Source organism: Duganella sp. SG902 (assembly GCF_013376005.1).
In the GTDB taxonomy this organism is placed as follows: Bacteria; Pseudomonadota; Gammaproteobacteria; order Burkholderiales; family Burkholderiaceae_D; genus Rugamonas.
Window position 1 is genome coordinate 183,183 of record NZ_JABMJK010000010.1, and the last position, 20,518, is coordinate 203,700.

Annotated in this window: 18 protein-coding genes; 4 read left to right on the top strand and 14 right to left on the bottom strand. The window is 64.8% G+C overall.

The window, feature by feature from the left end:
* Nucleotide 1 precedes the first annotated feature (1 nt).
* From FHW83_RS20930 to FHW83_RS20970, 9 genes are all read right to left on the bottom strand, one after another.
* Nucleotides 2-1,948, bottom strand: a complete 1,947-nt coding sequence (locus FHW83_RS20930; RefSeq protein WP_176648285.1) for a serine protein kinase — start codon at nt 1,946-1,948, stop codon at nt 2-4.
* Nucleotides 1,949-2,029: 81 nt separating this feature from the next.
* On the bottom strand, nt 2,030-2,938 hold the full coding sequence (locus FHW83_RS20935; RefSeq protein ID WP_176648286.1) for a LysR family transcriptional regulator: 909 nt from the start codon (nt 2,936-2,938) through the stop codon (nt 2,030-2,032).
* A 71-nt stretch (nt 2,939-3,009) separates the two neighbouring features.
* A complete protein-coding gene (locus FHW83_RS20940; protein WP_176648287.1) occupies nt 3,010-3,444 on the bottom strand; it encodes a hypothetical protein in 435 nt (144 codons plus the stop codon).
* 296 nt (nt 3,445-3,740) lie between these two features.
* Nucleotides 3,741-4,136 carry an Hpt domain-containing protein gene (locus FHW83_RS20945; protein WP_176648288.1) on the bottom strand — a complete coding sequence of 132 codons (396 nt, stop codon included), beginning with the start codon at nt 4,134-4,136 and terminating at the stop codon, nt 3,741-3,743.
* Between the two features lie 54 nt (nt 4,137-4,190).
* Nucleotides 4,191-5,066 (bottom strand): proteasome-type protease, encoded by an 876-nt coding sequence (locus FHW83_RS20950; protein WP_176648289.1) that lies wholly within the window; start codon nt 5,064-5,066, stop codon nt 4,191-4,193.
* A 40-nt stretch (nt 5,067-5,106) separates the two neighbouring features.
* Nucleotides 5,107-5,910, bottom strand: a complete 804-nt coding sequence (locus FHW83_RS20955) for a transglutaminase family protein (RefSeq protein WP_176648290.1) — start codon at nt 5,908-5,910, stop codon at nt 5,107-5,109.
* A gap of 15 nt (nt 5,911-5,925) precedes the next feature.
* A complete protein-coding gene (locus FHW83_RS20960; protein WP_176648291.1) occupies nt 5,926-6,873 on the bottom strand; it encodes an alpha-E domain-containing protein in 948 nt (315 codons plus the stop codon).
* Between the two features lie 3 nt (nt 6,874-6,876).
* On the bottom strand, nt 6,877-8,307 hold the full coding sequence (locus FHW83_RS20965) for a circularly permuted type 2 ATP-grasp protein (protein WP_176648292.1): 1,431 nt from the start codon (nt 8,305-8,307) through the stop codon (nt 6,877-6,879).
* A 184-nt stretch (nt 8,308-8,491) separates the two neighbouring features.
* On the bottom strand, nt 8,492-9,037 hold the full coding sequence (locus tag FHW83_RS20970) for a PRC-barrel domain-containing protein (protein ID WP_176648293.1): 546 nt from the start codon (nt 9,035-9,037) through the stop codon (nt 8,492-8,494).
* A 176-nt stretch (nt 9,038-9,213) separates the two neighbouring features.
* Between FHW83_RS20970 and FHW83_RS20975 the strand changes: the two genes are divergently transcribed.
* Nucleotides 9,214-10,035: a ferritin-like domain-containing protein gene (locus tag FHW83_RS20975; protein ID WP_176648294.1), complete on the top strand. Its 822-nt coding sequence runs from the start codon at nt 9,214-9,216 to the stop codon at nt 10,033-10,035.
* Here the strand turns inward: FHW83_RS20975 and FHW83_RS20980 are convergent.
* The 4 genes from FHW83_RS20980 to FHW83_RS20995 all read right to left on the bottom strand — a co-directional run bounded on the left by FHW83_RS20980 (nt 10,016) and on the right by FHW83_RS20995 (nt 15,579).
* Nucleotides 10,016-12,109, bottom strand: a complete 2,094-nt coding sequence (locus tag FHW83_RS20980; protein ID WP_176648295.1) for a peptidase domain-containing ABC transporter — start codon at nt 12,107-12,109, stop codon at nt 10,016-10,018. The genes FHW83_RS20975 and FHW83_RS20980 overlap by 20 nt on opposite strands.
* Before the next feature lie 70 nt (nt 12,110-12,179).
* The gene (locus tag FHW83_RS20985) at nt 12,180-12,818 is read right to left on the bottom strand and encodes a hypothetical protein (RefSeq protein ID WP_176648296.1); all 639 of its coding nucleotides are present in this window, start codon (nt 12,816-12,818) and stop codon (nt 12,180-12,182) included.
* 132 nt (nt 12,819-12,950) lie between these two features.
* Nucleotides 12,951-14,294 (bottom strand): TraB/GumN family protein, encoded by a 1,344-nt coding sequence (locus tag FHW83_RS20990; RefSeq protein WP_176648297.1) that lies wholly within the window; start codon nt 14,292-14,294, stop codon nt 12,951-12,953.
* Nucleotide 14,295: 1 nt separating this feature from the next.
* Entirely contained in the window at nt 14,296-15,579 is a 1,284-nt protein-coding gene (locus FHW83_RS20995; protein WP_176648298.1) for an HlyD family secretion protein, read from the bottom strand.
* A 264-nt stretch (nt 15,580-15,843) separates the two neighbouring features.
* On the opposite strand from FHW83_RS20995, the gene FHW83_RS21000 reads away from it, so the two are divergent.
* Together FHW83_RS21000 and FHW83_RS21005 are read left to right on the top strand one after the other, a co-directional pair.
* Entirely contained in the window at nt 15,844-17,022 is a 1,179-nt protein-coding gene (locus FHW83_RS21000; RefSeq protein WP_176648299.1) for a benzoate/H(+) symporter BenE family transporter, read from the top strand.
* Nucleotides 17,023-17,059: 37 nt separating this feature from the next.
* A complete protein-coding gene (locus tag FHW83_RS21005; RefSeq protein ID WP_176648300.1) occupies nt 17,060-18,397 on the top strand; it encodes an MFS transporter in 1,338 nt (445 codons plus the stop codon).
* Here FHW83_RS21005 and FHW83_RS21010 read toward each other — a convergent pair.
* Nucleotides 18,394-19,308, bottom strand: coding sequence for a LysR family transcriptional regulator (locus FHW83_RS21010; protein ID WP_176648301.1), 915 nt, complete (start codon nt 19,306-19,308; stop codon nt 18,394-18,396). The genes FHW83_RS21005 and FHW83_RS21010 overlap by 4 nt on opposite strands.
* A gap of 100 nt (nt 19,309-19,408) precedes the next feature.
* Here FHW83_RS21010 and FHW83_RS21015 point away from each other — a divergent pair, with 100 nt between their 5' ends.
* Nucleotides 19,409-20,518 (top strand): muconate/chloromuconate family cycloisomerase, encoded by a 1,110-nt coding sequence (locus FHW83_RS21015; protein ID WP_176648302.1) that lies wholly within the window; start codon nt 19,409-19,411, stop codon nt 20,516-20,518.

A 20,518-nucleotide genomic window follows, 5' to 3' on the forward strand; every position in this document is an offset into this window, starting at 1 on the left:
ATCATTCCTGTGCCAGCAGCGTGGTGACGTAATTCAGCGCTTCGCGCGCGCAATGGGTGTCGTAGCCGTACTCGTCCACCAGCCTTTGCTCGACCGCCGAGATCTTGGCGCGCACCTCGTCGTCCGGGCGCTTGGAGGAGCTGACCAGGCGCAGCACATCGCGCCGCTGCTCGAACAGGTATTGCTGCAGGGCGTCGCGCAACTGCGCGTGGCTGCCCAGCCCGAAGCGCTCGCCCCGCTTGTAGGCGCTCATGGCCTTGCGCACCACCTCCTGCCGGAACGATTGCTTGCCGGAGTCGGAAATATGGATTTTCTCCTCCACCGCGCGCAGGAAACGCTCGTCCGGACGGCGCTCCTCGTTGGTGATGGGATCCTTCACCTGGCGGTTGTCCAGCATGGCCTCCACCTCGTCCAGGTACTTCTCCAGCAAATCCGACACTTCCTGCTCGAACGACACGAACAAGGCCTTGTGCACGTCCTCCTTCACCCAGCGGTTGTAGAACTCCTTGCGCGTCAGCACCAGATAGTCGACCCAGCGCCGCTTGCGCGCGCCATCGATGCGGGCGTCGCTTTCTATCGCCTCCTTCAGCGCCAGCAGCAGGTCCATGGTGCTGATGCTGTTGCGCGACGATTGTATGATGGCGTGCGACAGGCCGTTGATGACGAACCGCGGCGACACGCCGGACAAGCCTTCATCCGGCGCCTTTTCCTTGTTGCGCACGCGCAGCGCCTCGCTGTGATGCACGCCGTCCACCTCATCGCCGCCGTGGATGCGCACCCGCCGGGCAAGGTCGCCCTCGCGCTCCTCGCCCTCGTGCAACCGGCTGAGCACGGCGAACACGGCCGCCGCGTGCAACACATGCGGATCGAGATGGACATCGCGGAAGGCCGGCGCGGACAGGATCAGCTTGCGGTAGATCCGCGCCTCCTCGCGGTAATTGAGGGTGTAGGGCACCTGCACGATGACCATGCGGTCCAGCAGGCCCTCGTTCTCGCTCTCCTGCAAGAACTTGCGGAACTCCGCCAGGTTGGTGTGCGCGAGGATGGTTTCGTCGAGGTAAATCAGCGGGAAGCGCGCCACCTTGACGTTTTTCTCCTGCGTCAGCGTCAGCAGCAGGTACAGGAACTCGCGCTTGACCTTGAGGATCTCGATCATCTCCAGCAGCCCCCGGCTGGCCGCGTACACCGTGCCGGACCACGACCACGCGCGCGGATCGCCCTCGTCGCCAAACTCCGCCACGCGCGACAGGTCCACCGAGCCGACCAGGTCGGCGACGTCGGCGGTATTCGGGTCGTGCGGCGCATAGGTGCCGATGGCGCTGCGGCCAGCCTCGGAGATGAAGACGCGCTCAACCGGCATGCGCAGGAAGTCGCCACCCAGCTCGTGTTCCAGCCGCGTGCGGCAGTGGGGACACAGCTCGCCGGCCGCGTCCACCCCGTAGCTCGCGCGGAAACTGGCGCGCAGCGTGTGGGGGACCAGATGCAGAGGCGATTCGCGCACCGGACAGCCGGCGATGCCGTACAGGGCCCCGGCGTCGGTGTGGCTATATTCCTCCAGCCCGCGCTTCAGCCGTATCACCAGGGTCGACTTGCCGCCCGATGGCGGCCCCAGCAGCAACAGCAGGCGCCGCCCGACCTCGGAGCCGGCGGCGGCCGCCTTGAAATAGTCGGCCACGCGGGCGAGGGCATCATCGATGCCGAACAGTTCGTCGGCGAACAGGCTGCAGCGCAGCTTGCCGTCGTCGCCATCCTGGCCGCTCCAGCGCAACATATCCCAGATGTACTGGTGCGAGCCGCGCGCGAACTGCGCCGGCGCGGCCGGCAGCACCTGATCCATGAACTGCGCGAAACTGCCGCTCCAGTGGCCGGCGCGATGCTGCCGCGTGTAGGCGACCAGCTGGTCGCGGAATTGATCCTGCGATACTGCCCGCTGCGCGCTGTCGATCATCGCCTGCCCTCCGAAAGATAGGAGTATCGGCGCTGGCGCGGCAGGTTCGGATGATCTGCCTCAATCGAAAAAGGGGAACTTTTAACCCGCCCGGTCCCACGGCGCGTCGGCCAGTTCCTGGACCAGGAAATCGATCATCACCCGCACCTTGGCGCTCAGGTGGCGCCGGCTCGGATAAACGGCCAGCACGTCCAGGTCCGGCATGTGATAGTCCGGCAGCACGCGCCGCAGACGGCCGGCGCGCAGATCGTCCCCGACCAGGAAGGTCGGCTGCCAGATGATGCCCATGCCGCCCAGGGCGGCGGCGCGCGCCGTATCGCCGTTATTGGTGTGCATCACGCAGCTTACTTTGACGGCGTGCGGCTGGCCGCCCGCGTCCAGCATCTGCCATTCGTCGGCGGTGGCGGCGTAGCTGTAGCCGATGCAGGCGTGTTGCGGCAGCTCGGCCGGCGACTGCGGCATGCCGTGCCGCTGGAGATAGTCGGGCGATGCGCACAGCACATTGCGCGAGGTGGCCAGCTTGCGCGCCACGTTGGAGGCCGAGCCGGCGCGCGAGATGCGCACCGCCATGTCGTAGCCTTCCTCGACGATGTCGACCACGCGGTCGATCAGCGCCACGTCCAGCTGCACCTCGGGATACAAACGCATGAACTTGGGCCACAGCGGCGCCAGGTGCAGCACGCCAAAGCTGAGCGGGGCGTTAATCCGCAGCACGCCGTGCGGCTGCAGGGCGGCCGAGGACACGATGGCCTCGGCCTCGGCCACGTCGTCCAGTATCGACCTGGCGCGCTCGAACAGCGCCTCGCCGCTGGAGGTCAGCGACATCTTGCGCGAGCTGCGGTTGAGCAGCCGCGTCTGCAGATGCGCCTCCAGGTCGCTGATGTAGCGGGTCACATTGGCCGGCGAGGTGTCGAGCGCCTCGGCGGCGCGGGCGAAGCCGTCGCGCTTGACGACTTCCACAAACACTTCCAGCGCACGCAATCGGTCCATGCCTCACTCCACAAGAAAAAAGCCGCGGCACCGGAGGGTGGGGCGGCTTCGTCGCTTAACGCAGTCTCAACTTAGTGAGCGATGTAATTGCCGGTCGCGGCTTCCTTGATCACGCGGCCGGCGGCGAGGGCTGCGCCGGAACCACCATGGGAGGCGCCGACGCCGCTCACCGGGCTGTCGTGGGCCATGCCGACCAGCCCGACCGCCGCCTGGGCATCGCCGGCGCTGGCGGCGCGTTCGAACAATTCCATGGCTTCGCGGCGCTTGGCCGGATTGGACAGGTAACGCAGCGCCAGTTCGCGCTGGGCTACCGGGGAGCCTTGCTCGGCCCACTCTTGCAGTCGGCGTTCGGCGGCGGGTTGACCGCTCGGGCCGATTTGCATGGCAGCTGCTTCAATCACAGTCGGGGAGGGAATCGCATCTTCCTGGGCCTGGCAGGCGATCAGGGCGCCCACCAGCACCAGCACCGAAGATACCAATACACCAGACTTGTTGAATAATTCCATAAATTAAATACCCTTGATTAAAGCAAAGCGCAAACCTCGATGCGTTGCACCATTATACTTGCATCTGGGCAAATTGTCGAATACGCAATATCACGCAGAGCCATGCCTTGGTTTTGATTCCTTTTGCAAGTGCTGGCGATATTAACATGAAGAATTTGTGCTCCCCGTTCAGGAAACGCTAACCAGGGTAACAATTGTAACCATTCGTTAATGGCAAAAAAGGCATGGATGGACGAAGCCGGGCTGTGCAATGCAGCAAAGCCGGGACTTCATAAATCGTGAACGATGGCGGGCGGTCAGGCGCCTGGGGAAGTATTACGCTGCAGCCAGGCATCGGCATCGCGCAAGACCAGTTGATATTCGGACTCCAGCGCGGCGAACAGGGCGGGGATGGCGTCTATTTGCTGCTCGGCGATGGCTTTTTCCAGCTTGAGGGATGCGGACACCAGCCGTTTGGCGCCCAAGGTGCCGATCGAGCCGCGCAGGCTGTGGAAAATCTTGCCCGCGTCGTGCAGCCGCTGCTCGCGCAGCGCGGCACCGGCCTGCTCGAACGGCGTCATGCGTGGCGCGCAGGCGTCGCGGACGATTTTGCTGACGATGCCCAGCGCCTTGTCATCGTTACCCATGTATTTCAACAAGGTGTCGACGGAGAAAATACTTTCTTCGGCTGGTGGCGGGCTTGCTTCAGTCATTCATTACTCCAGGACAGGTTGCCTTAATCCTATCATACGCTTGCCCGGCGCCCCTCACTGTTGCCCGTCGTGAAATTGTTGCGACAGGGTTTGCAATGGCGAACGTGTGACGGCCGGTACCGCAACACTCGCCGGAGGCGCCATCCGCACAGGCGCGCCGCCGGTGTTGGCGGAATGCAACACATTGCCCTGGGATTCCGGCGCGGCGTTCCAGGCCGGCGCCTCCAGCCCTTCGAATACGCGCTTGAGCTGCTGCCCCCAGGTGCTGCGGATCATCTGGAAATACTCGTTGCGCTCATCAATTGTTACAAAATGGGTCACGGCCAGCTTGTCGGTCTCATACACCAGCATATCGAGCGGCAGGCCGACCGAAACGTTGGAACGCAGGGTGGAATCCATGGAAATCAGCGCGCACTTGGCGGCATCGTCGAGCGAGGTGGCCGGGGTGACCACACGGTCGATGATGGGCTTGCCATACTTGGCCTCGCCGATCTGGAAATAAGTGTTCTCGTCGTGCGATTCGATGAAATTGCCGGCGGAATAGATCTGGAACAGGCGGCAGCGCTCGCCCTTGATCTGGCCGCCGAAAATGATGCTGACGTTGAATTCAATGCCGAACGACGACAGCGCCTCCGCGTCGCGCGCATGCACCTGCCGCACCGCCTCGCCGAGGATACGCGCCGCCTCGTACATATTGGGCGCGGTCCAGATGCTGTGGCCGTCCTCGGTCTTGAGCTCGGACGCCAGCTGGCGGATCGATTGCGAGATCGACAGATTACCGGCCGTCATCATCACCATCATGCGGTCGCCGGGGATTTCAAACACGCTCAGCTTGCGGAAAGTGCCGACCTGGTCCACCCCGGCATTGGTTCGCGAATCGGATAGAAACACCAGTCCGGCGTTCAGGCGCATGCCCACACAATAGGTCATCGTTGTACAGTATTGATTAGAAGTATCGTTATTTTACCGCTCATTGCGGCGTAATCTGTACATCCACGCTCAAAGACTCGGTGCCGCCGCCGCGCCGCACGCCGCGCACCGGCGCCGCGCCGTCATAATCGCGGCCGATGGCGAGACGGCAATAGGCGTCCGTCATCAGGCGCGCGTGGGTCACGTCGATGCTGACCCAGCCGCTGTAATCCTTGTCATCGGCCCACGCGTCGACCCAGGCGTGGCTGGCGGCGTGGTCGCTGTTTTCCGGGTCGATATAGCCGGAAACATAGCGCGCCGGGATGCCGTGCGCATGGCAGCACGCGAGGAACAGGTGGGCGTGGTCCTGGCACACGCCTTGGCCCAGCGCCAGCGCGTCGCTGGCCGTGGTGTCGACGGCGGTCGCACCGCTTTGATACCGGACCGCACCAAAGATGTGCTCCGCCAGGCACATCAGATCGCGCGTGGCGGCCTTGCCGTCCGGCAGGCAGGACGCCGCCAGTTCCAGTATGCCGGGTGTGGCCGCGGTCAGGCGGGTCGGGACGGTGAAGATCAGCGGCGACAGCGTATCGCCGTTGGGCACCCGGCCCCGGTCCGGCGCCGTGGTTTGAACCACCCCGCTGGCGACGATCGACAAGGTCTGGTGCGGCACATCCATGGTCATCATGTGCGACAGGTTGCCGTAGGCGTCGGTGTAGGCGTGCACGTGGCCGGGCGTGGACAGCTGCCACGACAGCACATGCTGCTGCGGCTCCACGCGCGGCGTCAGGTGCAGCTGCTGGATGGTGTAGGCCAGCGGCAGGCTGTAGGTGTAGCGGGTTTCATGCCGTATGGTCAATTGCATGGGATAGCCTTTCGCTCACGCCGCCAATGGGACCAGGAAATCGCGGCTGACGCGGTTGCCCAGTTCGTAGATGTCGGCCAGGAAGCGGGTCAGCGTGTCGTGCAGGCCTTCCGCCAGGATGTCCTCGATCTTGCCGAACTGCAGCTCGGCGCGCAGGCGGCCGGCGAAGCGCTCGGTGTCGGCCGAAACGTCGTTGCGCACCTCGTGCAGGTTGGATACCACCTCGTCCATGCAGGCCAGCAGCGAGCGCGGCATGTCGGCGCGCAGCATCAGCAGCTCGGCGATGCGGGCCGGGGTGATGACGTCGCGGTAGACCTTGCGGTAAATCTCGAAGCCGGACACCGAGCGCAGCATCGCGCCCCAGTAATAGAAGTCGCGCTGGCTCATGCTTTCGCCGCTCTCCGGCGCGCCGCCGTGGTATTTCACGTCCAGGATCCGCGCCGTGTTGTCGGCCCGCTCGAGGAAGGTGCCCAGGCGGATGAAATGCACGGCCTCGTCGCGCAACATGGTGCCCAGCGTGACGCCGCGCGACAGGTGGGAGCGGTACTTGACCCATTCAAAGAACTTGCTGGGGTCGGTTTCCAGCAAATCGCTGGTCAGGCGGCGTTGCATGTCCAGCCAGGTCTGGTTCTGGATTTCCCAGACCTCCGTGGTCAGGGTGCCGCGCACGGCGCGGGCGTTTTCGCGCGCCGCCGTCAGGCAAGCCACGATGGAGGACGGGTTGCCGGGGTCGCGCACCATGAAATCGATGACTTCGCGGCCCTCCAGCGATTGGTACTTCTGATCGAACGCGTGTTGCAGCTCGGAGATGCCGAGCAGGGCGCGCCAGCCTTCGGCGTTTTCCTCGTCCGACTGCGGCAGCATCGAGGTCTGTACGTTCACATCGAGCATGCGGGCGGTGTTTTCGGCGCGCTCGGTGTAGCGCGCCATCCAGAACAAATGGTCAGCGGTGCGGCTCAGCATGATTTATTTCTCCAGAATCCAGGTATCCTTGGTGCCGCCGCCTTGCGACGAGTTCACCACCAGCGAGCCTTCCTGCAGCGCCACGCGTGTCAGACCGCCCGGCACCATGGAAATCGTCTTACCGGACAGCACGAACGGCCGCAAATCGATGTGGCGCGGCGCCACGCCGCTTTCGACGTAGGTCGGGCAGGCGGACAGGGCCAGCGTCGGCTGGGCGATGTAGCCGTCCGGCCGGGCGATCAGGCGCTGGCGGAAGTCTTCGATCTGCGCCTTGGTCGAGGCCGGGCCGACCAGCATGCCGTAGCCGCCGGCGCCGTGGACTTCCTTGACCACCAGCTGCGGCAGGTTGGCCAGGGTGTACGCGAGATCCTCCTTTTTGCGGCACTGGTAGGTCGGCACATTGTTCAGCACCGGCTCCTCCGACAAATAAAACTTGATCATGTCCGGCACGTAGGGATAGATCGACTTGTCGTCCGCCACGCCGGTGCCGATGGCGTTGGCCAGCGTCACGCGGCCGGCGCGGTACACCGACAGCAGGCCCGGCACGCCCAGGGAGGAATCGGGCCGGAACGCCAGCGGATCGAGGAAATCGTCGTCCAGCCGGCGGTAAATCACGTCCACCCGCTTGGGGCCGCGCGTGGTGCGCATGAACACCGTGTTGTCGCTGACAAACAAATCCTTGCCCTCGACCAGCTCCACGCCCATCTGCTGGGCCAGGAAGGCGTGCTCGAAGTAGGCCGAGTTGTACATGCCCGGGGTCATCACCACCACGGTGGGGTCGTTGATGCCCATCGGCGCCACCGAGCGCAGGTTATCGAGCAGCATGTCGGGGTAATGATCGACCGGGGCGATCTTGTTGCGGGCGAACAGTTCCGGGAACAGCCGCATCATCATCTTGCGGTCTTCGAGCATGTACGAAACGCCGGACGGCACCCGCAGGTTATCTTCCAGCACGTAGAATTCGCCCTGGCCGGCCCGCACGATGTCTACCCCGGCGATGTGGGCGTAGATGTCGGAGGCGACGTTGATGCCTTGCATCTCCGGCCGGTATTGCGCGTTCTTGTAGATCTGTTCGGCCGGGATAATGCCGGCCTTGATGATGTTCTGATCGTGGTAAATATCGTGGACGAACATGTTCAGCGCCTTGACGCGCTGGACCAGACCGGTTTGCAACTGTTTCCATTCGGCCGCCGGGATGATGCGCGGGATGGTATCGAAGGGAATCAGCCGCTCGGTGCCGGCATCGTCGCCATAGACGGCGAAGGTGATGCCGACCCGCCGGAACGCCAGGTCGGCCTCGGCGCGCTTGCGTTCCATGGTCTCCGCCGACTGGCGCTGCAGCCAGCCGCAGAACTCGCGGTAGTGTTCACGTATCTCGGCACTGGCTGTGTGCGCCAGGCCGTCAGCAGTCATTTCATTGAAGAAGTTGGCCATATCGAACATTCCCTATTGAGCACGTTTATTCTTCTATCAAGAAACGTGCCAGTGGAAATGCCCGGTTTTGGTGCGATTACGTAATGACTTTATTTCGCTGGGCCGATTTAAGCAGAGTAGCCCGCCGGGGCATGCGGCATATCGCATGCCCCGGCGAGCCAATGGTGCGCCGGGTAGGCCGGCGTCAGATATTGCCGATGTTGCCGGTGCCGGTGGTGCCGCTGCCCGAGCCCAGCGTGCCGCCGCTGGTGCTGCCGTAACCCTGGTCGCTCTGCAGGCTGCCGCTGGAGCTGCCCATCACGCTGCCGCTGGCGGTGACGCCGCCGGGCACGCTTTGACGGGTGCCGTAGAAGTTGTGCAGCTGGGTGTTGAATTCGGTGCTGGCCATGTCGGGCCAATCGTCCTTGTCAAAGCCGGGAGCGTTTTTCAGGTGCTCCTTGGACACGTCCAGCAGGAAGCGCTTGTTGACGGTGTCCAGCTCCAGCGCCTGCCAGGGCACGGCGAACAGCTTGTCGCCCATGCCCAGCCAGCCGCCGAACGACAGCACGGCGTAGGCCACCTGGCCGTTGCGCATGTCCAGCATGATTTCCTTGATGTCGCCCAGGTCTTCCTCCTGGCGGTTGTAGACATCCTCGCCGATCAGCGTATCCGCGCCCATCAGACGCGGGCCGGGGCCGGTGGTGTCGTCGTTGCTGTAAATGCCATAGGTATCGCGGTCTAGATAGCTCATGATGGTCTCCAAGTGGTTGGTAATGCCCCGCGCAAGACAGCGCGGTGACATCCCACATCATGCGGTCGAGACGACGGCAGAGGTATAGGTGCGCGTGCGGTGTGGCTGTAGGACAGGGCTTAGTTCCCGGGTAACCTAGTGGTACACTATCGCCCTCGCCGATTTGGAAGACAACTATGCACGCCCCCACCGAACTGCGCGCCCGCGCGCTGCAATGCCTGATTGAGCCGGATCCGTCGGCCAAGGTGGCGGCGGTGTATGCGATGGCGGCGGCGTCGCGCGAGGGGACTTGCGTTCCGGACGCGCAGGCGGCGCTGTCATCCGTCGCCGCCATTCCGGGCCGGCCGGACAAGCCCGAGCTGGTGCCGCCATTGCAAGTCGGCCGGCGCGCCATGAACACGCCGGAAGGCAGGGCGATGCTGATCCATGCGCTGGCCCATATCGAATTCAACGCCATCAACCTGGCGCTGGACGCGGTCTGGCGCTTCCCCGGCATGCCAGCCGCTTATTACACCGACTGGCTGAAGGTCGCGCGCGAGGAGGCCTATCACTTCTCGCTGCTGCAGGAGCATTTGCGGCGGCTCGGCTACAGCTACGGCGACTTCATCGCCCACGACAGCCTGTGGGAAATGGTCGAACGCACCTGTGGCGACGTGCTGGCGCGCATGGCGCTGGTGCCGCGCACGCTGGAAGCGCGTGGCCTCGACGCCAATCCGCCGCTGCGCGCCAAGCTGGCGCAAGCCGGCGACCAGGAAGCCGCCGCCATCCTCGACATCATCCTGCGCGACGAGATCGGCCACGTGGAAATCGGCAACCGCTGGTACGGGTTCCTGTGCCGGCAGCGCGGTCTTGAACTGCTTCCCACCTACGCCGAACTGGCACGCCAATACCGCGCGCCGACGCCGCGCGGGCCGTTCAATCTGCAGGCCCGCCGCCAGGCCGGCTTCACCGAGGACGAACTGCTGGCGCTGCAAGCCGCTAGTACCGCAGCGGGATAGCCGCCTCGTTGCGGCGGTCGGACACCACCGTTCCCTCGTCAATGGTGATCACACGGTCGGCGGCGGCAATCGTCTCCTTGCGGTGCGCCACGATGACGCGGGTAATGGTCAGCGCCTTCAGGGCGTCATTGATGGCCGATTCGCGCCGCATGTCCAGGTGGGAGGTCGCCTCGTCCAGCACCAGGATGCGCGGCTGCCGGTACAGCGCGCGCGCCAGCAGCAGGCGCTGTTTCTGACCGCCGGAGAGGCTGCCGCCCATTTCGCCGATAAAGGTCTCCACCCGCATCGGCATCCTCAGCACATCCTCGGCGATCGCCGCCTGCTCCAGGCAGGTCCACACCCGCTGGATGTCGATGTGATCGTCAAAGAAAGCGACATTTTCCGCAATCGTCCCGGCCAGCAGTTCATCGTCCTGCATGACCACGCCCAACGCGCGCCGGGTGGCCTTGGGGCCCCAGGATTCCAGCGAACGGCCGTCCAGCCGCACCTGCCCGGCGCTGGCCGGATACAGCCCGCACAGAACCTTGAGCAGGGTCGATTTACCCGCGCCGGACGGACCGACGATGGCGACGAACTCGCCGGGCGCGATGCTGAAGGAGATGTCGCGCAAAATGGCCGGTTCCTGCGGCGCGTAGGCGAAACCAAGTCCGACGAACTGCAGCGCGCCCTCGATGTGCGGCTGGGCGACGCTGATCTCGTCGATGCGCGGCTCTTTCGGCGTCAGCACGATGTCGGCCAGGCGATAGGAATACATGTCGGTCAGGCGCCAGTGGATGATCTGCTCGAACAGCGCGCTGGCGCGGCTGGAAAACTGGCCATGGTAAGACATGAAGGCGTACAACAGGCCGACCGACATGGCGCCATCCATGACGCCACGCGCGCCAAGGTAGATCAGGGTCACGCTGACGCCGGTTTCGAGCAGGCCGTGGACGCCGGTGAAGCACAGGTTCGCCACGTTCTGCGCCTGTTCGCGCCGGATGACGGCGGCAAACTTGTTGGCCCAGTCGCTTTCGCGGGCGTTTTCGGCGCCCATCACCTTCAGCGTCTGGATGGCGCGTATGGTTTCGATGCGCTTGCTGCTTTCCGCGATGCGCGCGCCCAGCGCCTCCATGCCGAGCCGGATGGAGAGGGGCAGGGTGCCCAGCCGCACCAGCAAATACAGCACTTGCCCGGCCAGCACCACCCAGGCCAGCTGCGGCGCGAACACGAACATCATGACCAGCGTGGCCAGCGTCAGCAGGCCGTCCACCGCGGTGGTGACCAGGCTGCCCGAGATCAGGTCGCGCACCGGCGCAATCGAATCGAAGCGCGACAGCACGTCAGCCAGTTTGCGGCGCTGGAACCATGGCAGCGGCAAGCGGACCATGTGGCGAAACAGACGCAGGGTCATGTCCCAGTTCAGCAGTGCCGACAGCCGCAATGTGACGATGCCGCGCAAGGCGTCGGCGCCGGCGTTGAACAGGCCAAACAGGCCGAATCCCAGCGCCAGCGACATCAGCAGGCCATGGTCGCCTTTCAGCGCCGCCTGGTCGATGGCCAGCTGCATATAGAATGGACTGGCCACCATATAGGCTTGCAGCAGCAGCGACAACAACAAGATCTGTCCCAGACTGCCGCGCACGCCCGGGCCGAGCCGGAACCACGACCACAGGCTGAGCGGGCTTTGCTGCTTGCGCTTGCGGAATTCGGGCGCGGGCGCCAGTTCCAGCGCCACGCCGGTGAAGAAGCGCGACACTTCGTCGATGCCCAGGTCGTGGCGGCCGCTGGCCGGATCGCTGATGCGTACGGTGGCGCCGCGCACACGTTCCAGCACGACGTAATGCTGCAGTCCCCAATGCAGGATGGCCGGACAGCGCAGCTGACGCAGTTCGTCCAGCTCGCAGCGCAGCGCGCGCGTCACCAGGGCGTTGGCGGCGGCGATGTCGGCCACTTCGCGCAGTGTCAGGCCGCGCGAGGAGACATGGTGTTTGCGCCTAAGTTCAGCGAGATCGGCGGGAGCGCCGTGCGCGGCCAGCACCAGCGCCACGCAGGCAAGGCCGCATTCGGCCGCTTCGGATTGAAAGGCTTGGTACATGGTGTTCCGCTCTCTTTCACGGCTGCGGCGCCGCCAGGCGGGGCGCCGCAGCACAGCTCATGACAGTTGGTTAGCCGTTTTTGGTACTCGGCAGCACCTTGCAATCGAAGGCGCCGGTCTGGGTCCAGCTACCGCCCAGCGAGCCGCCGCGGATCGATTTGAACAACTCCAGCGAGAACGACACGCTGTAGCCAGGATTCAGGCCGCAGGCATAGGCGGTGGTGTTGCCGCTCTTGTCGGTGGTGGTCACGATAAAGTGGTCGGCATTGCCGGAAACGCAGGTTTTGCTGCCGTTCTCGGTATTGCAGGTCAGCTTGATGTCGGCTTTGGGATCGCTCTCCGCTTTGGCCAGCTGGATGTCATTTTCGCTGTTGTCGACTGGTTCGCTGGTGTCGCCAATTTCATTGCCATAGCCGTCGTCGCCGCCGCTATCGCCGGTGTCTCCGGTGTCGCCGGTATCGCCGGTATCGCCACCGCCGGTGTCGCCACCACCGACATCGCCGCCGCCGACATCGCCGCCATCGCCGCCGCCGCCACCTCCACCACCGTCGCCGCCATCGCCGGGCTCCTCCTCCTCATCGGTATGAAGCATGCTGGTCGGGTTGATGACCTTGGACTTGGTCCTTACCGGCAGTTCCGCTTTGGCATGCACGGTGCTGCCTTGGCCGCCGGCGACGGCGTTCATTTCATCGTCATTCAGAATTCGCATGGTATCTACTCCAGTTGGTTAATAAGTGAATAAACAGACGTGCTACGACAGTCCAATGAGCGCTCAAGGGACAAAGGTCCGGCAGCGGACGGGGAAACGTCCGTTACCAGATAAATCGGGAAAAGCTGGATGTCAGGGTTGGGCAGGCGCGGGCGGTGGCTTGTCGCGCCGCCGGGACGCGCCCAGATCAGCGGCCCGTTGCGCGTCGGCCTGCCTGGTTGAGGAGACGCAATGGCGCTCGGGTCCCAGCATGCCTTCGCGCTGGAAACAGGCCGACCAGATCTCCAGCGGCTGCGACGACTGGGCGTTCAGCACCGTATAGCTGGTTGTTGGATCGCTCCAGCTACAGCCATAGCTGTCACCGTCGGTGTGGCAATCGCCGGCCAGCGGCCGCACCGCCAGCGGCGTTTCACGCTCCGCCGCGCGCGCCGGCGGCAATTGCGCCAGGGCGGCGTTCAGCGCGCGCCGGTCGGCGAGCAACTGGACGGCATAACCGTTCGCGCGCAGCAGCGTGATCAATCCAGGGCCGGAAGGGCTGTCGGCAAAGTGCGCGGCGCCCAAGGCATAGAAGGGCAGGCGTTCATGCGCCAGCACGGCGGACATGCCGGCCACCCAGGCCTTGCTGCGCTGGACGATCATGAAACGGTTCAGCACCAGTTCGTCCTGCGTCCAGGCGCGCGCATCGGTCGTCGCGGCATGCGCTTGCAAGGCGGCGCGAACGCGGTCCAGTTCGCGCTGATAATCGGCGTCGTTGTCGCGGTAGGTGCTGTCACGCAGCTGTTCGGCGGAACCGCCGGCGCCAGCGGCGGACTCCTGCCTGCTTTGTTCGATCGTCGACGCGATCAGCGCCGCCCGTTGTTGCGGCGTCATCGCGCAATAGGCATCAAGCCAGGTGCCGGTATCTTCCACAGAGCTGGTGCGCCGTGGCGCTTCCGCCAGCAACACCCCCGACTGCGCATTGCGGACTTGAAAACGCTGGGCTGTGGCGTCGGCCTGTGCGGGAAGCCGCCCCATCGCGCGCTGGTGCGCATTCACAAACAGCAGATGAAAGCGGATGAAACGACCGAGCGTCTCCAGCCTGTCGGACGCGGCCACGGACCGCAGCGGCGGCGGCACGGCCGGCGCCTGCTCGCGCAAGGCGGCGTTGAGGCGGCTGTCCAGCGCGGCCTCGGCGGCGCCTTCATCCGCGCAGGCCGCCTGGTCGTAGCCGCGCTCGAACCACGACACGCTGGAGCGCTCGGCCAGCAGCGCGCTGCTGGCCGCGAAGGCCGGCCGGATCACGTCGCGGAAGTAGCCATCCTCCTGCGCTGGCGAGCCGATGTGGCTTTCCGGCAGAAACAGCGCGCTATGGCCATCCTTCCGCACCAGCAGCAGGCGCGGGCCGAAGTGCGCGGCCGTGCCGGCCAGGGCCGGTACGCTGATCAAGAACAGCGCGGCGAACAGCACAGCAAGCCGGTGGCGCAAACAGTGACGCATCTTATCCTCCTCGCCGGCGGGCGGCGCGTAACGGGTCCAACAGCCATTCGAGCAGACTGCGTTCTTCGAGCATCAGGTCGGCGCTCAGGCGCATGCCGGGCATCAGCGGCCAGTCGAGGCCATAGGCGCTCAAGGCCGCACGGTCCAGTGTGACGCGCACACGGAACAGCTGTTCCTTGGTTTCTATCGGCACCGGCAGCTCATTCGGCATCACCGGCGCGTTGGCGATGTCGCGCACCACGCCATGGGAGACGCCAAAGGTCTGGTACGGGAAGGCGTCGTACATCAGATGCACTCGCGCACCAGGCCGCAGCATGCCGACCGCGCGCGACGGCGCCCACAGTTCGACCTCCAGGCCCTGTTGCAGCGGGCCGGCGGGGATCACGATCGCCAGCGTCTGATTGCTGGTGACCGAGGTGCCGGGATGGACCTGCAACGCCGTGACCACACCATCGGCCGGCGCCGTCAGGTGATCGGCATAGGTGGCTTCCGACACCAGCCGATGCTCGACCGATTGCGCCTCCGTGTTGTCGGTTTCGGAATGCACCATGCGCATCTCGGCATTCAGCCGCGCGGCCTGGGCGCCCAGCTGCACCAGCAGGCTCTGCTGCTGCGCCGATTCCCGCTCCAGTCCGGCCAGGGTTTGCCTGGCCGCCAGCAAACCGTCCTCGCGGGTGCGCATCGCTATTTGCGACAACATGCCTTGCTCGGTCAGCACGCGCGCGGCGGCGACCGATTGCTCCTGGATCTCGATGCGCGACTGCTGCAGACGCCGCGCCTCCCGCAGCCGGACGATGTCGTCGCCGACATTGCGGCGGCGTTCGCCGACTTCGTCCAACTGGCGCTGCAATTGTTCCAGCCTGGCCTCGGCCTGGCGTCGCTGCGCCTGCAATTCGTTGTCCTGCGCGCGCCGCAGGCTGTCGCTCAGCATGCCTCCTTGCTGCAGGCGCGGCGCCGAGGAAATGCTGATCAGTTCCTGCCCGGCCTTGACCGCCTGTCCCTCATGCACCAGGACCTGCTCGGCCACGCCATTGCGGCCGGCGATCACCCGCAGGCTGCCGGCCACCGGCGTCACCTGTCCATACACATTTTCCTTGTGCGCGTAGCGTGTGGTGGCGGCAAACACCGCGAGGGTCGCCAGCAAGGCGACGAAAAACAGGGTCATCGCCCAGCCCGACACACCCAGCAGCTGGACGGGCGCGCCCAGCCTGGAACGTGCCTCGTCCAGCGCCTCGGGGCGGAACAGGGCGGACGCTTCCGCGGTTTGCAGGGCGCTACGCGACATGATGTTCCTCCAGTGACGAAAATGTTAAATATTTTCTAACCTGGAGTTATCTTAAAAGTGCCCAATTAAATTAGCAAATAGTGAAGCATTACGATTTTGTAATGCTCAACTACAGTGTTCCCCTTGACGAATGGCATCGCAAATGTTGAGCCGCAGAACGGCTTTCAGCATACTCGCCGGGTATCAAATGGATACTAAATCGGTGTTGGACCGTCCCCCGTAACTTGTCTACTCTGCCATTCAAAGACAAGAACAGGAGACACCATGCAACCATCATTGGCCGCGCAGCGCTGGGCCGATAGTTCCGTATCCGCGATCGCCGCCGGCTTCCTGGCCGTGCTGGTGTCGCTGGCGGGACCGCTGGCGATTTTCTACCAGGCCGCGCAGGCAGGGCAGATGTCCAACCAGATGTTCGCCTCGTGGGTATGGGGCATTACGCTGGGCGCGGCGGTGGCCGGCATTGTGCTGAGCTGGACGCTCAAGGCGCCCATCATCACCGCGTGGTCCGCGCCCGGCACCGCGCTGCTGATTCCTCTTTTTCCGGCGCTGTCGATCCACGAAGCGGTCGGCGCCTACCTGACGGCGGCCGTGCTGCTGCTGTTGATAGGCCTGAGCGGCGGCTTTGAGCGCCTGATGGCGCACGTGCCGAAGGGCGTCGCCAGCGGCATGATGGCCGGCATCCTGCTGCCGTTCGGGCTGAATGCCTTCAAGGGCATGTCCACACTGCCGCTGCTGGTGTGCGGCATGCTGGCGGCGTACCTGATCTGCAAGCGGCTGTATCCGCGCTACAGCGTGGTACTGCTGCTGGCCGCCGGCATCCTGATCGCCGCGCTGACCGGGCAAACGCACCTCGGCGACGTCAAACTGCAACTGGTGACGCCGCAGTTCATCACGCCGGAATGGAGCTGGTCCAGCACCTTCAGCCTCGCCTTGCCGCTGGTGCTGACGACCCTGAGCGGCCAGTACCTGCCAGGCATGGCCATACTCAAAAGCGCCGGCTACGACGTGCCGGTGCGGCGCGTGGTGGTGGTCAACAGCGTGGCGTCGTTCGTCACCGCTTTCACGGGCGGCATCACCATCGCCATCGCCGCGATCACGGCCGCCATGTGCACCGGCCGCGACGCGCACGAAGATCCGTCGCGCCGCTACGTGGCCGGCATCGCCAACGGCGTGTTCTACCTGCTGGCCGGCTTGTGCGGCGGCTCGGTGGTGATGCTGTTCGCGGCGCTGCCGAAAGAGCTGATCGTCACGCTGGCCGGGCTGGCGCTGGTAGGCCCCATCAGCATGAATCTGGCGCAGGTCGCCGACGCGCCGGAGCGCGAGGCGGCGGTGCTGACTTTCCTGGCCACGGCGTCGGGCATGACCTTCCTCGGCCTCGGCTCAGCCTTCTGGGGCATCCTGATCGGCATGGCGGCACATCGCCTGCTGCGTCCCGCCAAATGAATTCCACCACCACTACTACAACAGGGAGACTGGCATCATGCAGCACATCGATATCCACAAACTAGCGGACAACGCGCGGTTCAACCGCTTCCACGCCGGCGTACTGGCGTGGTGCGCCATCATCATCATTTGCGACGGCTACGACCTGGCCGTCGCCGGCATCGCGCTGCCATCCATCATGAAGAGCATGGGCGTGACCGCGCAGAACGCCGGTTTCATGGTCAGCTCGGCGCTGTTCGGCATGATGTTCGGCGCCATCTTCCTCGGCACCGTGGCGGACCGCATCGGCCGGCCGCGCGCCATCGCCATTTGCCTGGCGCTGTTCAGCGTCTTCACCGCCGCCGCCGGCCTGACCACCGATCCCTATGTGTTCAGCGCCATGCGCTTCCTCGCCGGCCTGGGCATCGGCGGGGTGATGCCCAACGTGGTGGCGCAGATGACGGAATACTCGCCGCGCAAAATCCGCTCAACCATGGTGACGCTGATGTTCAGCGGCTATGCCGTCGGCGGCATGCTGGCGGCGCTGCTGGGCAAGGGCATGATCGAGGCCTATGGCTGGCAGTCGGTGTTCCTGGCGGCAGGCGTGCCGGTGGTGCTGATACCGTTCATCCTCAAGACGCTGCCGGAGTCGATGCCGTTCCTGATCCGCCAGGCCCGCATCGGCGAGCTGCAATCCATCCTGACGCGCATGGAGCCGCGGTACGTGGCCGGCGCGACCGATCGTTACGCCGTTCCCGTGCACGATCGCGCCGACGGCGCGCCGATCGGCAAGTTGTTCCAGGATGGCCGCGGCTTCAGCACGGTGATGTTCTGGATCGCGTTCTTTATGTGCCTGTTCATGGTGTATGCATTGAGCTCGTGGCTGGCCAAGCTGATGGCGGGGGCAGGCTACAGCCTTGGCTCGGCGCTGACGTTCGTGCTGGTGCTGAACTTTGGCGCGGTGATCGGCGCCGTGGGTGGCGGCTGGCTGGCCGACCGCTTCCACATCAAGTATGTGCTGGTGGGGATGTATGCGTTGGCGGCGGTGTCGATCACGCTGCTGGGCTACAAGGTGCCGACCGAGGCGCTGTACGTGCTGGTCGGCCTGGCTGGCGCTTCCACCATCGGCACACAGATTGTGACTTATGCGTATGCGGGGCAGTTCTACCCGGCGGCGGTGCGTTCGACCGGCATCGGCTGGGCATCGGGCGTGGGCCGCAGCGGCGCGATCCTGGCGCCAATCGTGATCGGCACGCTGGTGGGCATGCAGCTGCCGCTGGAGCAGAACTTCGTGGCCATTGCGATTCCGGCGGTGATTGCCACCATCGCCGTGTCGCTGATCCGTCACGGCCGCTCGGCTTCGGCCGCCTTGCATGCAGCGCCCGCGACGGCTTAAAGCGTCTCGCGGAGATAGGCGATGCCGGCCGCGTCGTACACATCGTAGATCACGGCCAGCATCTTTTGCAGCTCCTCCGACCGATCCAGCTTGCGCACGCTGAACATCACCGGCGACACGGCATGGCGGTCGGTGAGGGCGCGGAACACCACGTCGTCGCGCCGCATGCCTTGCACGCTCTCCGGCACAATGGCCACACCCTGGCCGGCGGCAACCAGGCCAATCGCGATCTGCAGTTCGCGCACCTCGATGATCTTCAGCGGCCGGATGGCGCGCTCGGACAGCACCGACAACACCTGGTCGGCAAAGCTCGGGCGCGGCGCTTTCGGATACACCAGCAAGGTCTCCGATTGCAGGTCCACAAGGCTCAATGGATCCGACGACGCCGCGCGCGGATGCGCCGCCGGCAGCGCCATCACCAGCCGCTCCTCGCGCAGCACGATGCGGCGGATGTTCGGGTCCTCGCTCTTCACGCGGCCGAAGCCAAGATCGATCGCGCCATCCTTCAGCGCCTGTATCTGCTGCATGGTGGTCATCTCGTGCAAGGTGACTTCCACCTCCGGGTGGCGCACACGGTAGTTGCGCACGATGCGCGGCAGCAGGCCGTAAAGCGTGGACGCCACAAAACCAATCGACAAGCTGCGCTCGATCTTGCCTACGCGCTGAGTCATGGTCTTGAGCTCCGCCGCCTTGGCCAGCAGCTCCTGCGCGTGCGCGTGGAAGAAGGCGCCGGCCTCGGTCAGCTTGACCGGACGGGTGCCTTTTTCGATCAGTTCCACACCCAGTTCCTCTTCCAGCTGCTGGATCTGGCGGCTCAAGGGCGGCTGCGCGATGTGCAAACGCTCGGCGGCGCGGGTGAAGTTTTTCTCGTCGGCGACGGCGACGAAGTAGCGTAAATGGCGTAATTCCACTGCATACCTTTCAGGTATGAAAATCATGCTAAATCGGTGTTGGACTGGGCGCTGCGTCAGGAATATTGTGTACTCATCCGATCAATTATACAAACTAAATATGATTCAGAACATCGAAGTCATCCTCGCCGACGTGCCAACCATCCGTCCGCACAAGCTCTCGGTCGCGACCATGAATACGCAAACGCTGGTGCTGGTGCGCGTGCTATGCGCCGACGGTATCGAAGGCTGGGGCGAGGCCACCACCATTGGCGGTTTGAACTACGGCGAGGAGAGCCCGGACAGCATCAAGGTCAATATCGACACCCACATCGCGCCGCTGTTGGTGGGCATGGACGCCAGCCAGGTGGCGAAGGCGATGGCCAAGATCCGCAAAATCATCCAGGGCAACCGCTTCGCCAAGTGCGCCATCGAGACCGCGCTGCTGGACGCGCAAGCGCGCCGTCTCGGAGTGCCGCTCAGCGAGTTGCTGGGCGGCCGCGTGCGCGATGCGCTGCCGGTGGCGTGGACGCTGGCCAGCGGCGACACCGCCAAGGATATCGCGGAGGCGGAACTAATGCTGGAGAAGCGCCGGCACCGCATCTTCAAACTGAAAATCGGCTCGCGCCCGGTGGCGGAGGACGTGAAGCATGTCCTGGCGATCAAAAAAGCCCTGGGCGACGCGGTCAGCGTCAGGGTCGACGTCAACCAGGCATGGAGCGAGCTGGAAGCGGTGCAGGGCATCGCCGCGCTGGAAGCCGGTGGCGTGGACCTGATCGAACAGCCGGTGCGCGCCGAGAATACCGCCGCCATGGCGCGCCTGGCGCAGCGCTACGCCGTCTCCATCATGGCCGACGAGGCGCTGCATGGGCCGCTCGACGCGCTGGCCATCGCCAACGCATCGGCCGCCGACGTCTTCGCGGTGAAGATCACCCAATCGGGCGGTCTGATACCCGCCGCGCAGGTGGCCACCGTGGCGCAATTGTCCGGCGTGAGCCTGTACGGCGGCACCATGCTGGAAGGCGGCGTCGGGACGGCGGCATCCGCGCACCTGTTCTCGACCTTCACCGACCTGTCGGCGGGCACCGAGTTGTTTGGCCCCTTGCTGCTGACCGAGGAAGTGCTGCGCACTCCGCTGGTCTACAAGGACTTCATGCTGCAAGTGCCGGCCGGTCCGGGCCTCGGCGTCGACATCGACATGGAAAAACTCGCGCACCTGCGCCGCAAATAA

Coding starts and splice junctions, on each gene's coding strand:
- FHW83_RS20970 (WP_176648293.1), bottom strand. CDS start 9,037: ATGAGCTATCTAGACCGCGATACCTATGGCATTTACAGCAACGACGAC.
- FHW83_RS20985 (WP_176648296.1), bottom strand. CDS start 12,818: ATGCGAATTCTGAATGACGATGAAATGAACGCCGTCGCCGGCGGCCAA.
- FHW83_RS20995 (WP_176648298.1), bottom strand. CDS start 15,579: ATGTCGCGTAGCGCCCTGCAAACCGCGGAAGCGTCCGCCCTGTTCCGC.
- FHW83_RS21015 (WP_176648302.1), top strand. CDS start 19,409: ATGATTCAGAACATCGAAGTCATCCTCGCCGACGTGCCAACCATCCGT.
- FHW83_RS20960 (WP_176648291.1), bottom strand. CDS start 6,873: ATGCTGAGCCGCACCGCTGACCATTTGTTCTGGATGGCGCGCTACACC.
- FHW83_RS21005 (WP_176648300.1), top strand. CDS start 17,060: ATGCAGCACATCGATATCCACAAACTAGCGGACAACGCGCGGTTCAAC.
- FHW83_RS20930 (WP_176648285.1), bottom strand. CDS start 1,948: ATGATCGACAGCGCGCAGCGGGCAGTATCGCAGGATCAATTCCGCGAC.
- FHW83_RS20965 (WP_176648292.1), bottom strand. CDS start 8,307: ATGGCCAACTTCTTCAATGAAATGACTGCTGACGGCCTGGCGCACACA.
- FHW83_RS20935 (WP_176648286.1), bottom strand. CDS start 2,938: ATGGACCGATTGCGTGCGCTGGAAGTGTTTGTGGAAGTCGTCAAGCGC.
- FHW83_RS20940 (WP_176648287.1), bottom strand. CDS start 3,444: ATGGAATTATTCAACAAGTCTGGTGTATTGGTATCTTCGGTGCTGGTG.
- FHW83_RS20945 (WP_176648288.1), bottom strand. CDS start 4,136: ATGACTGAAGCAAGCCCGCCACCAGCCGAAGAAAGTATTTTCTCCGTC.
- FHW83_RS20955 (WP_176648290.1), bottom strand. CDS start 5,910: ATGCAATTGACCATACGGCATGAAACCCGCTACACCTACAGCCTGCCG.
- FHW83_RS20990 (WP_176648297.1), bottom strand. CDS start 14,294: ATGCGTCACTGTTTGCGCCACCGGCTTGCTGTGCTGTTCGCCGCGCTG.
- FHW83_RS21000 (WP_176648299.1), top strand. CDS start 15,844: ATGCAACCATCATTGGCCGCGCAGCGCTGGGCCGATAGTTCCGTATCC.
- FHW83_RS20950 (WP_176648289.1), bottom strand. CDS start 5,066: ATGACCTATTGTGTGGGCATGCGCCTGAACGCCGGACTGGTGTTTCTA.
- FHW83_RS20980 (WP_176648295.1), bottom strand. CDS start 12,109: ATGTACCAAGCCTTTCAATCCGAAGCGGCCGAATGCGGCCTTGCCTGC.
- FHW83_RS20975 (WP_176648294.1), top strand. CDS start 9,214: ATGCACGCCCCCACCGAACTGCGCGCCCGCGCGCTGCAATGCCTGATT.